We start from the raw sequence: 14472 nt of genomic DNA on the forward strand, positions 1-14472 counted from the left end.
ATGGGAATCAAAAAGGTAATGGTCATTGGCGCTGGGCAAATGGGAGCAGGCATTGCCCAGGTTTGTGTTCAATCAGGGTTTGAAGTGTATTTGCATGATATGAAGGAAGCTGCCATTGACAAAGGGATTCAGATGATGGAGAAACTCATGACAAGAAATGTGGATAAAGGAAGAATGACTGACGAAGAAAAACAGGCAGCGCTTAGCAGGCTATCTCGCTCTACCACTTTAGAAGATGCAAAGGATGTCGATTTGGTTATCGAAGCAATTGTCGAAAATATGGAAGTAAAAACGAAGGTATTTCGTGCATTAGACGAAATTGCACCAGCACATACCATCTTGGCTTCGAATACATCTGCACTGCCAATTACGGAGATTGCCGCGGCAACGAATCGTCCGGATAAAGTAATCGGTATGCATTTTATGAATCCAGTTCCAGTCATGAAACTGGTGGAAATGATTCGTGGACTGCAAACAAGTGATGAAACATTTGAGACAATTCAACAGATGACAACAGAACTAGCTAAGACACCAGTAGAAGTAAAAGATTTTCCCGGCTTTGTATCAAATCGCGTATTGATGCCGATGATTAATGAGGCAATTTATACAGTATTTGAGGGGGTAGCTTCTCCAGAGGATATTGATACGGTGATGAAGCTTGGAATGAACCACCCTATGGGGCCGTTGACCTTAGCAGATTTTATTGGACTGGATACTTGTTTATATATTATGGAGGTTCTCCATGAAGGCTTTGGTGATAGCAAATATCGCCCATGCCCATTGCTCCGGCAATATGTAAAGGCAGGCTGGCTTGGTAAAAAATCAGGTCGCGGCTTCTTCCAATATGAAGCTTAATAAGTGTGATAAAAAACAACAATACTTAGGTTGGAACGATGCGAAATAGATTGTGTAGGCATCATGACAAACAGAAAAGGGGTGCTTGGCATGCAAATGCAGTTCACAGATGAACAAGAAATGATGCGTAAAATGGTCCGTGATTTTGCCCAAAAGGAAGTGGCACCAGCAGTGGAGCAAATGGAAAAAGAGGATCGTTTTCCAAGGGAACTCATCGACCGCATGGGTGAACTCGGTTTGATGGGAATACCCATTCCAGAATCCTATGGCGGAAGTGGTATGGACTATATATCTTATATCATTGCGATCCATGAATTATCTAAAGTAAGTGCTACACTTGGTGTAATTTTATCCGTGCATACTTCGGTAGGAACCAACCCAATTCTAATGTTTGGTACCGACGAACAGAAACAGCACTATCTCCCGAAACTTGCAGCTGGTGAATATGTAGGCGCTTTTGCCCTAACCGAACCAAGTGCTGGATCGGATGCATCCAGTCTAAAAACCACAGCAAAGCAAGACGGCGACCATTATATATTGCAGGGTTCTAAAGTGTTTATTACCAATGGCGGTGAGGCAGATACATATATCACTTTTGCACGTACAGGAGAAGCTCCAGGCTCCAAAGGCATCAGTGCGTTTATTGTGGAGAAAGATTCCCCGGGATTAATCATTGGAAAAAAGGAAAAGAAAATGGGGTTGCGTGGTTCCAACACAGTAGAATTAACCTTTGACCAGTGTAGGATATCGAAGTTACAGCTGCTCGGTACGCAGGGAGAAGGCTTTAAAATAGCGATGGCTATCTTAAATGTTGGCAGAATCGGCATTGCGGCACAAGCACTAGGGATTGGTGAAGGAGCACTCGAACATGCCATAGCATATGCAAAGGAACGCAAACAGTTTGGTAAGTCGATTGCTGCGAACCAAGGCATATCTTTTAAACTTGCAGATATGGCAACAGAGGTAGAGGCAGCAAAACTACTTACCTACCAGGCTGCAGCTTTGGTAGAACAAGGCGCATCCTGTGCGAAGGAGGTTTCCATGGCCAAAATGTATGCCTCAAAAACAGCGATGCGAACAGCAATCGAGACAGTTCAAATTTTTGGCGGCTACGGCTACACAGAGGATTATCCAGCTGAACGTTATTTCCGTGATGCCAAAGTAACGGAAATTTACGAAGGATCAAATGAGATTCAACGGATTGTGATTGCAAAAAACCTGTAAAATGGAAGCGATGCCATTTTGATTACTTCAAAATGAGAACTAGGTAAGAGGATAGAACGAATATCTAAACCAACTAACCATTTCATAAGATGGATAACCAAACAAACCTTTAACATCCTATACAAGGGGGAGACACATATGGATTTTCAATTGACTGATGAACAAGAAATGCTGCGGAAAATGGTTCGTGACTTCGCGAAGAAAGAAGTTGAACCGACTGCCGCGGAGCGTGACGAAGAAGAACGATTTGACCGGGAATTATTTGATAAAATGGCTGAGCTCGGTCTCACAGGAATTCCTTGGCCTGAGGAATATGGCGGAATAGGTTCCGACTATGTGAGCTATGTAATTGCTGTGGAAGAACTGTCTCGTGTATGTGCATCAACAGGTGTAACTCTGTCGGCGCATTTATCCTTGGCAAGTTGGCCGATTTTTACATATGGAAATGAGGCCCAAAAGAAAAACTTTCTCTATCGACTCGCAACTGGTGAAGCATTAGGTGCATATGCCTTATCCGAGCCTGGTGCTGGAAGCGATGTAGTTTCCATGAAAATGACTGCCAAGGAGGATGGAGATGACTATATCCTCAACGGTAATAAAGTGTGGATTACCAATGGTGGTGTAGCGGATATTTATATCGTATTTGCTAAAACAGATGCAGATGCCAAACATCGTGGAATTAGTGCATTTATCGTTGAAAAAGGAACAGAAGGCTTCAGCTTCGGTAAAAAAGAGAAGAAGCTGGGTATTCGCTCCAGTCCAACAACAGAATTAATTTTTGAGAATTGTCGTATACCAAAGGAAAACATGCTTGGTGCAGAAGGAGAAGGCTTTAAAATTGCAATGACAACATTGGATGGTGGGCGTAACGGTATTGCTGCCCAGGCACTAGGTATTGCCCAAGGTGCGCTTGATGCATCGGTTGCATATGCAAAAGATCGCGAACAGTTTGGCAAACCGATTGCACATAATCAAGGTATTTCCTTTAAGCTGGCAGATATGGCAACAGAAATTGAAGCGGCAAGACTATTAACCTATCAAGCAGCATGGCTTGAATCTAAAGGGCTACCATACGGTAAAGCTTCAGCCATGTCGAAGTTATTTGCAGGAGATGCAGCCATGCGAATAACCGTGGAAGCCGTCCAAGTATTTGGCGGCTATGGCTATACAAAGGACTATCCGGTGGAGCGTTATATGCGTGATGCAAAGATTACCCAAATTTATGAAGGAACGAATGAAATTCAGCGCCTGGTGATTGGCCGTATGCTGACGAAATCGTAACGTGAAACTTCAATCAGTGGGGTTTTTCGCACTTCCCCACAGATTGTTAGTTGAACCAATCAGGCCTTTACTGGCTGTTGATCCCCCACTTACGATTCTTGTTATCAACTAAAATGCTTGAAGTGGGGACTTACAGCCAGTTAATCTGTGATAAAGAGTTGGCGGACGCAGGGAATCAAAAACGATACCGCTTCCGCCAGTTTGGCATCGTGTGGTGGACAGTCCATGAGGGACATGGGAAAGGATGTACGTAAATGCATGCGTTGGTTGAACGATTGAAACAAAAGGATATCCGTGCATTGGCCCGGGCAATTACGATGGTGGAAAATGACCATCCGGAAAAACTGGAGCTGCTTCATGCTGTGTTTTCCATGCAGAAGCATGCCATCTATGTTGGACTCACGGGATCACCAGGCGCCGGAAAAAGTTCACTTGTGAATCGGCTCATAGCTGAAATACGTGCAACCGGTAAGACAGTCGCAGTGATTGCAGTCGATCCAACAAGCCCGTTTAGTGGTGGTGCCTTATTGGGAGATAGGGTACGTATGAACGAGCATTTTACTGATGATGGGGTTTATATTCGCAGCATGGCGACAAGAGGCAGTCTTGGCGGGCTTGCCAGAGCAACAAAGGATGCCGTGCGAATCTGTGATGCATTTGGTTTTGATGTCATTATCGTTGAAACAGTTGGTGTTGGACAGTCCGAGCTCGACATTATGAAAATAGTAGATACGACAGCAGTTGTTCTTACACCAAATAGTGGTGATGTGCTCCAGATTTTTAAAGCAGGAATCATGGAAATAGCTGATTTATTTGTGATCAACAAGGCGGATTTACACGGTGTTGGGAAATTACGTGCTTTATTACGGGAATTAGTGATGATGACAGCAGATAAAGATCGTGAGCGTGCCATCGTCAAAACCATATCGACTGAAAATAAAGGCATTGATAAGCTTTGGCAGGAAATACTGGCTCACCATAACTTCCTTTATGAAACGAAGGAAGGGAAGTCGAGACGGGATGACCAACAGCAGCTTGAAGTTTATGAATTGATTCGTGAAGAAATATGGCGTGAGGTTAAACAGTTTGTAGAAGCAAATGAAGAATCCCGTCCAATTCGGGCTGGTCAAGATCCATATCAGCTGGCAAAAGACTGGTTTGAAAAATGGAAACAGGAAGGGAGGTGCCCACAGGATGGAGGAAAATGAAGTAGTTTCTTCAATCAAGGATCGTGAACTCGTGGAGAAACGTCGCAATCAGATGATTCGGGGTGCGATTACACTGTTTAAAGAAAAAGGCTTCCATCGGACGACGACAAGAGAGATTGCCAAAGAATCAGGATTTAGTATTGGTACCTTATACGAATATATACGGACAAAAGAGGATGTGCTCTTTCTCGTATGTGATTCGATTTATGAACAAGTACGAGACCGTCTCGAAGCGAAAATCAATCCGCAACAAAAAAGTATGGATAGCTTTATCGATGTCATTCGTAATTATTTCATGCTCATGGATGAGATGCAGGATGAAGTCCTCATCATGTATCAGGAAGTGAAATCACTTAAAAAAGAAACGAAGGAATATGTCCTGGAGAAAGAACGGGATATGGTTGGTATGCTCGAACGGGTCATTGTGGCTTGCCTTCCTGTCCAACTGTCTAAACGGGATAGTGAGTTGTTAGCGAATAACATTATCATTCAAGGACAAATGTGGGGCTTCCGCAGGTGGATGCTTCAGAAGCAATTTACATTAGACGAGTATATCGACCGACAAATTTATTTCATTGTTCATGGACTGAATATGTCGGGCAGCTGGGAAGAACGAATGGCAGATTAACAAGGGGAAATCTGTTATAGAAGATGGGGCTATTGTGATAAAACAAAGGGAGGAAGGAATCATGCAGCAGGTAGAAGTGTACCGGCCAAAGCATCCTGTTCGGTTTGTGACAGCATCCAGCTTGTTTGACGGACATGATGCTTCCATTAATATTATGCGTCGGATCTTACAGGCTAGTGGGGCAGAGGTGATTCATTTAGGACATAATCGTTCGGTTGAGGAAGTTGTACATGCAGCAATTCAAGAAGACGTACAAGGAATCGCGATTTCCTCGTATCAGGGCGGGCATGTGGAATATTTTAAATATATGATTGATTTATTGAAAGAGCATGGTGCATCGCATATCAATGTGTATGGCGGTGGTGGCGGCGTCATTATTCCACGTGAAATCAAGGAATTACATGCCTATGGTGTGTCACGTGTATTTTCACCAGAGGATGGAAGGAATTTAGGATTGCAAGGCATGATCAATCAAATGCTGGAAGAATGTGATCATCCAACACCCATTGATTTTAAACAGGATTTAGAACAATTACGTAAAGGAGATCGGAAAGCTATCTCCAGATTTATTACGTATATGGAAAATGAAACACATGATCAACAAGAACGAACAGATATGTTGAAAAAACTGCAAGAAGTAGGGGATACTTCCATACCAGTGTTAGGAATTACAGGTACTGGTGGGGCAGGGAAGAGTTCTTTGACAGATGAATTAATCCGGCGTTTCATTCATGAAGTACCCGAGAAGAAGATTGCTATTTTATCCATTGATCCGACAAAACGAAAAACAGGTGGAGCGCTATTAGGGGATCGGATTCGAATGAATGCTATTTTTTCCGATCGTGTTTATATGCGATCCCTGGCAACACGTGATTCCCAGACAGAGCTTTCCAAAGCAATACAAGAAGTAATTGATGTCGTCCGCGCTTCGGACTATGATTTTATTATTGTAGAAACAAGCGGTATTGGGCAAGGGGATGCCGCCATTACGGATATAACAGATTTATCAATGTATGTGATGACAGCTGAATTCGGTGCCCCTACCCAGCTGGAGAAAATCGATATGATCGATTATGCCGATTTTATTGTGATCAATAAATTTGAACAGAGTGGTTCAGAAGATGCACTCAGTCAAGTGCGCAAACAATATGAACGAAGCCATATGCTCTTTCATGAAGATCAAACAAAATTTCCTGTGTTTGGAACGATAGCAAGTCAATTTAATGATGCAGGGACCAATGCATTATTTGCAGCTATTATCGATACATTGAATGAAAAATATGATTGGGAAATGGATGTCGAATTTGAAAGACATATCATTGCCGAGAAACAAAACCGGATTATTACCAATGAACGACGTGATTATTTAAGGGAAATTTCCCAGCATGTACGCGGATACCATCATCATACAACAAAACAAAGTGAAATTGCTCGACGTCTATACCAGTTAACCGGAGCGAAGGAGTTGTTAGCTGAAGCGGATCAACTGGCTATAGATGCAGCTATAGAGGAGCAGCAGGAGAATCTGGATCCAAAGGCTAAAAAACTACTGGATTCCTGGGATGAAACTAGCGAGCGCTATAGTGGCGAAACGATGACCTTCTCAGTTCGTGATAAGGAAATCGAAATGGATATTGTAACAGAATCGTTGGCAGGGCTTAAAATTCCTAAGGTTGCTTTTCCAACATTTGTCGACTGGGGAGAGCGATTACGTTGGCTCATGCGGGAAAATGTACCAGGTGCCTTTCCATTTACAGCTGGTGTTTTTCCATTTAAGCGTAAGGGAGAGGATCCTACAAGACAGTTTGCGGGAGAAGGGACACCAGAAAGAACAAATCGCCGGTTTCATTATTTATCGAAGAATGAGGATGCGAAACGACTTTCAACTGCCTTTGACTCGGTCACCTTGTATGGAGAAGATCCAGCACATCGTCCGGATATTTACGGAAAGGTTGGCGAGAGTGGTGTAAACATTTGTACACTGGAGGATATGAAAAAGCTGTACGCCGGCTTTGATTTGACGAATCCGTTAACCTCCGTGTCTATGACGATTAATGGTCCTGCACCTATCATCTTGGCGATGTATTTCAATACAGCGATTGACCAGCAGCTCGAAAAGTTCACAGCGGAAAATGATCGAGAACCAACTGCAGAAGAATATGAAACAATTCGTGATGAAACATTGGCGGTTGTTCGCGGTACAGTGCAAGCAGATATTTTGAAAGAGGATCAAGGACAGAATACTTGTATCTTCTCGACAGAATTTGCTTTAAGAATGATGGGGGATATCCAGCAATACTTTATTGATAAAAATGTTCGAAATTACTATTCTGTCTCCATTTCGGGCTACCATATTGCTGAAGCGGGTGCGAATCCGATTACACAGCTTGCTTTTACATTGGCCAATGGCTTTACGTATGTAGAATATTATTTAAGCCGCGGCATGGATATTGACAAATTTGCACCAAATCTGTCCTTTTTCTTCTCGAATGGATTGGATCCGGAATATACCGTGATCGGCAGGGTAGCGAGAAGGATTTGGGCGATTACGATGCGTGATAAATATGGTGCGAATGAGCGTAGTCAGAAGTTAAAATATCATATTCAAACCTCAGGCCGCTCCCTGCATGCCCAGGAAATTGATTTTAATGATATCCGTACGACGCTGCAGGCACTTATTGCTGTTCAGGATAATACGAACTCTTTGCATACGAATGCATATGATGAGGCTATCACAACACCGACAGAGGAATCTGTACGACGGGCAATGGCGATTCAAATGATTATCAATCGTGAATTTGGATTGACTAAAAATGAGAATTCCTTACAGGGATCTTTTATCGTGGAAGTATTGACAGACCTTGTGGAGGAAGCTGTTTTACAAGAATTTGAACGGATGAATGACCGTGGTGGTGTTCTTGGTGCGATGGAGAGACAATATCAACGTGGAAAAATTCAAGAAGAATCTCTTTATTATGAAGGTAAAAAGCATTCTGGAGAGCTGCCAATCATTGGTGTGAACACCTACTTGAATCCGAACCCACCAACAGAGGAAGAAATTGATTCCATGGAGCTTGCTCGTGCAACAGCTGAAGAAAAAGAACATCAAATTTCGGAACTGCACCGTTTTCAGGAAGCCCATCAGGATCAAGTAGATGAAGCATTGAAACGTCTAAAAAGAATCGCTGCATCTGGTGGTAATATTTTTGCTGAACTAATGGAAACCGTCAAAGTAGCGAGTCTTGGCCAAATTACCAATGCATTATATGAGGTTGGCGGCCAATATCGGAGAAATATGTAGCAGATAAGATGAAGTGAAACCGTTTGGAAACGATACTGTTGTTTCCAAACGGTTTTTTTCGTGAAAAATATAGTAAATTGTCTAATCAAAAAACTGGTAATTCGGGTATCTCATGGTTGGGAAATTTATTCACAAAAACTGTATATTTCCAATGGCTGTTGTCGTATAATAATAGCTATATATTTTTGGTGTAAATCAAGTATTATTAGTTGTGCATGAACAACGCTTTGGTTTATACTTTCAAGTGTTTGGAGAATATAGAAAAATGATTATGGATATTTTATACTTTTAGGCTTGACGTGTCGGCTGAAATGTATTTACATAGTCATAGCAAATAAAACGAATTGATGTAAGTTCTATACAGGGGAAATACATGGATGAGATAGATGAAATCTTATGAACAGCCATTACATGGTAGGTTTACCAGCATTGTAAGGTAGAGAAAAGGGCCATGCGCCATTCAATAAAACTAAGAAAAGGGAGTGCGGTGTCGTGAGTCTGAAAAACTATGACAACGAGCAATTAACGAAAATGTCAATGATTGAATTAGCAAATTTAATTTTGGCAGATGAAAAGAAATCATTGGAATTCAAGGATATTTTTCAACAAGTCGCTGATATAAAAGGACTAACAGAATCTCAGCGGGCAGATATCATTGCCCAATTTTATACAGATTTAAATATGGACGGTCGCTTCATAACGACTGGTTCAAATCTTTGGGGGTTGAAGCGTTGGTATCCAGTTGACCAACAAGAAGAAGAAATCACCCATACACCAAAGAAAAAGAAAGCAAAAAAGAAAAAGGTGAAGGAAGATCCATTGGGTCTGGAGTCTGGTTTTGATAGCCCGGAAGATGATTTAGAAGATGATGATTTTGATGAAGTATTAGAAGATGATGACGATGAAGTTGATTTGGATTTTGATGATGCGGACGATGAAGAAGATTACGATGATTTCGATGACGATGAAGAAGATGAAGATTTTGACGACGAAATCGATGAACTAGAAGAAGATGAAGATTTAGATGATGAGGACGACGAAGAAGACAGATAAAGTGAAACTTCAATCCGTGGGGTTTTCGTACTTCCCCCACGGATTGTTAGTTGAACCAATCAGGCCTTTACTGGCTGTTGAACCCCACTTACAATTCTAGTTATCAACAAAAGTTCTTGATATGTGTGAGTCTTACAGCCAGTGAATCTATGGTAAAATGTACACATTCAGATTTGAATTTTTCTGGATAGGCATGCTTGACATTTATAAAGCATGTAGGTAATATTTTAACTGGGCACTATAAAATTACTCGTTATGCGTTTCCCCTTTCTATATGGGGAGGCGCTTTTATTTTTTTGCTGTCATATGCAGCAGGTAATCAACAGGCTTCCTATAATGAATGAACAACTCCATGCATGAAAAATCGTGGAGAAGGAATATTTATAAGGAGAAGAAAGAGGGATTATATTGACAAAGTATATTTTTGTAACAGGCGGCGTTGTTTCTTCACTAGGAAAAGGTATCACTGCAGCATCACTTGGAAGACTGTTGAAAAATAGAGGTCTAAAAGTAACACTGCAAAAATTTGACCCGTATATTAATGTGGATCCAGGGACAATGAGCCCTTATCAGCATGGAGAGGTTTTCGTAACGGAAGATGGTGCGGAAACAGACCTTGATTTAGGCCACTATGAGCGGTTTATCGACATTAACTTAAATAAATATAGCAATATCACAACTGGAAAAGTGTATTCCAGTGTTATACGTAAAGAGCGCCGTGGTGATTATTTAGGTGCGACAGTACAGGTAATCCCTCATATTACGAATGAGATTAAGGACCAGGTATTTCGGGCAGGCGAAGCAACAGAGGCAGACATCGTCATTACTGAAATTGGTGGTACTGTCGGTGATATTGAATCCTTGCCTTTTCTAGAAGCAATTCGTCAAATCAAAAGTGATATCGGTAAAGAACATGTGATGTATGTTCATTGTACATTGGTACCATATATTCAAGCAGCAGGTGAAATGAAAACAAAGCCAACCCAGCATAGCGTGAAGGAATTACGTTCACTAGGTATTCAACCTGATGTCATCGTGCTGCGAACCGAACAAGAAATCAGCAAGGATATGAAAGAAAAGATTGCGCTTTTCTGTGATATTGATGAAAATGCCGTCATTGAAATGCGTGATGCAGACACATTATACCAAGTACCACTTGCATTGGAAGAACAGCATTTGGATCAAATTGCTTGTGACCATTTCGGACTTGGAAACAAAGCGGCAAATATGGATGAATGGGTAGAGCTCGTAGAAAAAGTACGCGGACTGACCAAAACCATTGATATCGGCTTAGTCGGTAAATATGTCGAGCTTCCGGACGCATATTTATCTGTCGTCGAATCCTTAAAGCATGCTGGATTCGCCTATGATGTGGACATCAAGGTACATTGGATTGATTCTGAACGTTTGGATACAGAATCCATTGAACAGGAATTGTCTCATGTAGATGGAATCATTGTACCGGGTGGATTTGGGGATCGTGGTATCGACGGCAAAATCGAAGCCATTCGCTATGCACGGGAAAATAAAATTCCTTTCTTTGGAATTTGTCTTGGCATGCAGCTGGCAACCATTGAATTTGCCAGAAATGTTGTTGGGTTAAAGGGCGCACATTCAACTGAAATCGTTCAGGATACACCACATCCAATCATATCCTTATTAACAGAACAAGAAGAAGTTGCTGATCTTGGTGGAACTTTAAGACTTGGAACATATCCATGTGTACTTGAAAATGATACGAAAATCAAAGCTGCTTATGATGGTGCAGACCAGATTGATGAACGTCATCGTCATCGTTATGAGTTTAATAATGCATATCGCCAGCAGTTGGCAGACAAAGGGCTTGTTTTCTCTGGCTTCAGTCCAGATGGAAAATTGGTAGAAACAATTGAGCTTCAAGACCATCCGTGGTTTGTAGCTTGCCAATTCCATCCAGAATTCAAATCACGCCCAACAAGACCACAACCATTGTTCCTTGGTTTCATCGGAGCATCCGTTGAACAAAAAAATAAATAATGAAGATACAAAGCTGCAGACAGGCCCGTAACCTATCTGCAGCTTTTTACTTTGATGGACGGCTTCTTTTTCCTAGGAAGCCGGGTTCATATGCAGTCCTTCACTGAAACAGACCGTTTATCATATGTGATTTCGTGTAAAAACTGAAATGGGGTAAGATAAACGGCTTTTAAGTTATGCGAAATCGTGTATTTTTGGAAATGGAGTAAGATAAACGGCTTTTAAGTTATGCGAAATCGTGTATTTTTGGAAATGGAGTAAGATAAACGGCTTTTAAGTTATGCGAAATCGTGTATTTACGGAATTGGAGTAAGTTAAACAGCATTTAAGTTACTCGAAATCCTGTACTTTTGGAAATGGAGTAAGATAAACGGTTTTTAAGTTACGCGAAATTGTGTATTTTTGGAAATGGAGTAAGATAAACGGTTTTTAAGTTACTCGACATCGTGTATTTATGTAAATGGAGAAAGATAAACGGTTTTTAAGTTACTCGAAATTGTGTATTTTCGGAAATGAAGTAAGATAAACGCGGTCGACGGTATTTTAAATAGGCTGGTTAACCAGCTTTATCATATGTGATGGAATGAAAAAGCTGCGGATGCCCCTGGGTGACTTCCATTTTGAGGTTGAAGGTCATGAGAACAACCACCTGATTCCTCCTAATGAAACGTATGGTTAAAAACGTAATAATTTAATTTCTCCTATTTTCTGAAAAGTCAATAAGGAAAGCAGGATTTTCCAGCCCCCTTCTAGAAGTAACATAGAAGGGGGGAACGTGTGTGACAAAAGAATTATTGGTTGTAGACGATCAGCAAGGTATACGTATGCTCATACAAGAACTCTTTTCTGGGGAAGGCTACCATGTAACAACTGCAAAAACAGGTAAGGAAGCATTAGAAATACTTCGTAAACACACGATTGATTTAATCATTATGGATTACCAATTACCAGTTATGAATGGCCTTGAGGTACTCCATATAATGGAACAGGAAGAGAGATATATTCCAACAATCCTGATTAGTGGAATGCTGGAGGATATTCAACGGAAAATAGTGGCATTTTCTTTCGTTGCAACAACTTTATCAAAGCCATTTAATGTAGTAGATTTATCTCTAGCTGCAAAGTGTGCACTGGAGATAAAGGCTTAATTATTCATTTGTATTGCTTGAAATAATTCATTATTTTTTCATAAGTATTCCATTCATAGGAGAGGAAGGCCTCTCAATTGTTGCGACTTGACTCCGGAGTTGGTATTCTTATAATGAAATACATTAAGTCATTCAACCCACCATCTAAGGAGGAAGTCAAATGCCATTAGTTTCAATGAAAGAAATGCTTGAAAAAGGAAAAGAACAAGGATATGCAGTAGGTCAATTTAACGTGAATAACTTGGAATATGCCCAGGCTATTTTACAGGCTGCCGAAGAAGAGAAGTCTCCAGTAATTTTAGGAGTTTCTGAAGGTGCCGGAAGATATATGGGTGGTTTCGGGGTTGTTGTTGCCATGGTTGACGCTCTAATGAAAGCGTACGGTACAACTGTCCCTGTAGCTATTCACCTGGATCACGGATCTAGCTTTGAAGCATGTGCAAAAGCCATTCACGCTGGATTTACATCCGTTATGATTGATGCATCCCATTCCCCATTGGAAGAAAATATTGCAACTACGAAAAAAGTGGTTGAATTAGCACATTTCCATGGTGTATCTGTGGAAGCTGAACTTGGTACAGTTGGCGGCCAGGAGGATGACGTCATTGCAGACGGAGTCATTTATGCAGATCCTGCTGAATGTAAGCAATTAGTGGATGAAACACATATTGATTGTTTAGCACCTGCACTTGGTTCTGTGCATGGTCCTTACAAAGGTGAACCAAACCTTGGCTTTAAGGAAATGGAAGAAATCTCTAATCTAGTGGATATGCCACTTGTATTGCACGGTGGAACAGGCATTCCAACAAAAGATATTCAGCGTGCCATTTCTCTGGGAACGTCAAAAATTAACGTCAATACAGAAAACCAAATTTCACAAACAAATGCAATTCGTGACGTATTGAATAATGATGCTGACGTATATGATCCAAGAAAATATCTTGGTCCAGGTACAGCAGCAATTAAAGCTACAGTGATTGAGAAAATGCGTGAATTTGGTTCTTCACAAAAAGCTTAAAGCCTTCCTAGTGGTGGGTGTATAAATAAAATGCAATAAGACTGTTCAAAGGAAAGGAGTCGATTCGATGAAGTTTTTTATTGATACTGCAAATATAAATGAAATTCAAGAAGCAAATCAGCTGGGCATATTAGCGGGTGTCACAACAAATCCCAGCCTCGTTGCAAAAGAAGGGGTTTCCTTTCACGATCGTTTGCGGGAAATAACAAAAGAAGTGTCTGGCTCTGTTAGTGCAGAGGTTATTTCTGAGGATGCAGCTGGTATGATTGAAGAAGGTAAAGAACTGGCAGCAATCGCTCCAAACATAACTGTCAAAGTTCCAATGACGTTGGAAGGCTTGAAGGCTGTAAAAGGATTTAGCGATTTAAATATCAAAACGAATGTTACATTGATATTTAATGCCAATCAAGCATTACTAGCAGCACGTGCTGGTGCAACGTATGTGTCACCATTTCTTGGACGCTTGGATGATATCGGTCAAGATGGTATGACACTTGTGGCAACAATAGCAGAAATCTTTGAACGTCATGACATCAAGACGGAAATAATTGCTGCATCTATTCGCCATCCGATGCATGTAACAGATGCTGCACTTCATGGCGCACATATTGCTACCATTCCATTCAATGTCTTGAATCAACTTGTGAAACACCCATTGACAGATCAAGGAATTGAAAAGTTTCTTGCGGATTGGAATAAGCAGTCAAAATAATTTTTTACAACCAACGATTACAAGCAGA

General features: G+C 41.1%; 11 protein-coding genes. All 11 read left to right on the forward strand.

Annotation, left to right across the window (positions count from 1 at the left end; all coding sequences use genetic code 11):
- The 11 genes from DX933_RS14330 (at position 1) to fsa (ending at position 14444) form a co-directional block, all read left to right on the forward strand.
- Complete coding sequence (locus DX933_RS14330) at positions 1-855, forward strand: 3-hydroxybutyryl-CoA dehydrogenase (RefSeq protein ID WP_123317116.1); 855 nt, start codon at positions 1-3, stop codon at positions 853-855.
- Between the two features lie 90 nt (positions 856-945).
- A complete protein-coding gene (locus DX933_RS14335; RefSeq protein ID WP_123317117.1) occupies positions 946-2079 on the forward strand; it encodes an acyl-CoA dehydrogenase in 1134 nt (377 codons plus the stop codon).
- A 138-nt stretch (positions 2080-2217) separates the two neighbouring features.
- On the forward strand, positions 2218-3360 hold the full coding sequence (locus DX933_RS14340; RefSeq protein ID WP_123317118.1) for an acyl-CoA dehydrogenase: 1143 nt from the start codon (positions 2218-2220) through the stop codon (positions 3358-3360).
- A gap of 254 nt (positions 3361-3614) precedes the next feature.
- Positions 3615-4568, forward strand: a complete 954-nt coding sequence (gene meaB, locus DX933_RS14345; RefSeq protein WP_123317119.1) for a methylmalonyl Co-A mutase-associated GTPase MeaB — start codon at positions 3615-3617, stop codon at positions 4566-4568.
- The gene (locus DX933_RS14350; RefSeq protein ID WP_123317120.1) at positions 4555-5196 is read left to right on the forward strand and encodes a TetR/AcrR family transcriptional regulator; all 642 of its coding nucleotides are present in this window, start codon (positions 4555-4557) and stop codon (positions 5194-5196) included. The genes meaB and DX933_RS14350 overlap by 14 nt, the downstream gene beginning before the upstream one ends.
- Before the next feature lie 61 nt (positions 5197-5257).
- A complete protein-coding gene (gene icmF / locus DX933_RS14355) occupies positions 5258-8497 on the forward strand; it encodes a fused isobutyryl-CoA mutase/GTPase IcmF (protein ID WP_123317121.1) in 3240 nt (1079 codons plus the stop codon).
- 492 nt (positions 8498-8989) lie between these two features.
- Complete coding sequence (rpoE, locus tag DX933_RS14360; protein ID WP_123317122.1) at positions 8990-9550, forward strand: DNA-directed RNA polymerase subunit delta; 561 nt, start codon at positions 8990-8992, stop codon at positions 9548-9550.
- 408 nt (positions 9551-9958) lie between these two features.
- A complete protein-coding gene (locus tag DX933_RS14365; RefSeq protein ID WP_123317123.1) occupies positions 9959-11566 on the forward strand; it encodes a CTP synthase in 1608 nt (535 codons plus the stop codon).
- Positions 11567-12345: 779 nt separating this feature from the next.
- On the forward strand, positions 12346-12714 hold the full coding sequence (locus tag DX933_RS14370; protein WP_123317124.1) for a response regulator: 369 nt from the start codon (positions 12346-12348) through the stop codon (positions 12712-12714).
- Positions 12715-12874: 160 nt separating this feature from the next.
- Positions 12875-13732, forward strand: a complete 858-nt coding sequence (locus DX933_RS14375) for a class II fructose-bisphosphate aldolase (RefSeq protein WP_123317125.1) — start codon at positions 12875-12877, stop codon at positions 13730-13732.
- Positions 13733-13799: 67 nt separating this feature from the next.
- Complete coding sequence (gene fsa / locus DX933_RS14380; protein WP_123317126.1) at positions 13800-14444, forward strand: fructose-6-phosphate aldolase; 645 nt, start codon at positions 13800-13802, stop codon at positions 14442-14444.
- The last annotated feature ends 28 nt before the right edge of the window (positions 14445-14472 follow it).

The organism is Ornithinibacillus gellani (genome assembly GCF_003730295.1).
Lineage (GTDB): Bacteria > Bacillota > Bacilli > Bacillales > Amphibacillaceae > Ornithinibacillus_A > Ornithinibacillus_A gellani.

What these genes read in the sequence shown, in the direction of transcription:
- DX933_RS14340 (WP_123317118.1), top strand. Translation starts at nt 2,218, where the DNA reads ATGGATTTTCAATTGACTGATGAACAAGAAATGCTGCGGAAAATGGTT.
- meaB (WP_123317119.1), top strand. Translation starts at nt 3,615, where the DNA reads ATGCATGCGTTGGTTGAACGATTGAAACAAAAGGATATCCGTGCATTG.
- DX933_RS14330 (WP_123317116.1), top strand. Translation starts at nt 1, where the DNA reads ATGGGAATCAAAAAGGTAATGGTCATTGGCGCTGGGCAAATGGGAGCA.
- icmF (WP_123317121.1), top strand. Translation starts at nt 5,258, where the DNA reads ATGCAGCAGGTAGAAGTGTACCGGCCAAAGCATCCTGTTCGGTTTGTG.
- DX933_RS14375 (WP_123317125.1), top strand. Translation starts at nt 12,875, where the DNA reads ATGCCATTAGTTTCAATGAAAGAAATGCTTGAAAAAGGAAAAGAACAA.
- fsa (WP_123317126.1), top strand. Translation starts at nt 13,800, where the DNA reads ATGAAGTTTTTTATTGATACTGCAAATATAAATGAAATTCAAGAAGCA.
- DX933_RS14350 (WP_123317120.1), top strand. Translation starts at nt 4,555, where the DNA reads ATGGAGGAAAATGAAGTAGTTTCTTCAATCAAGGATCGTGAACTCGTG.
- DX933_RS14335 (WP_123317117.1), top strand. Translation starts at nt 946, where the DNA reads ATGCAAATGCAGTTCACAGATGAACAAGAAATGATGCGTAAAATGGTC.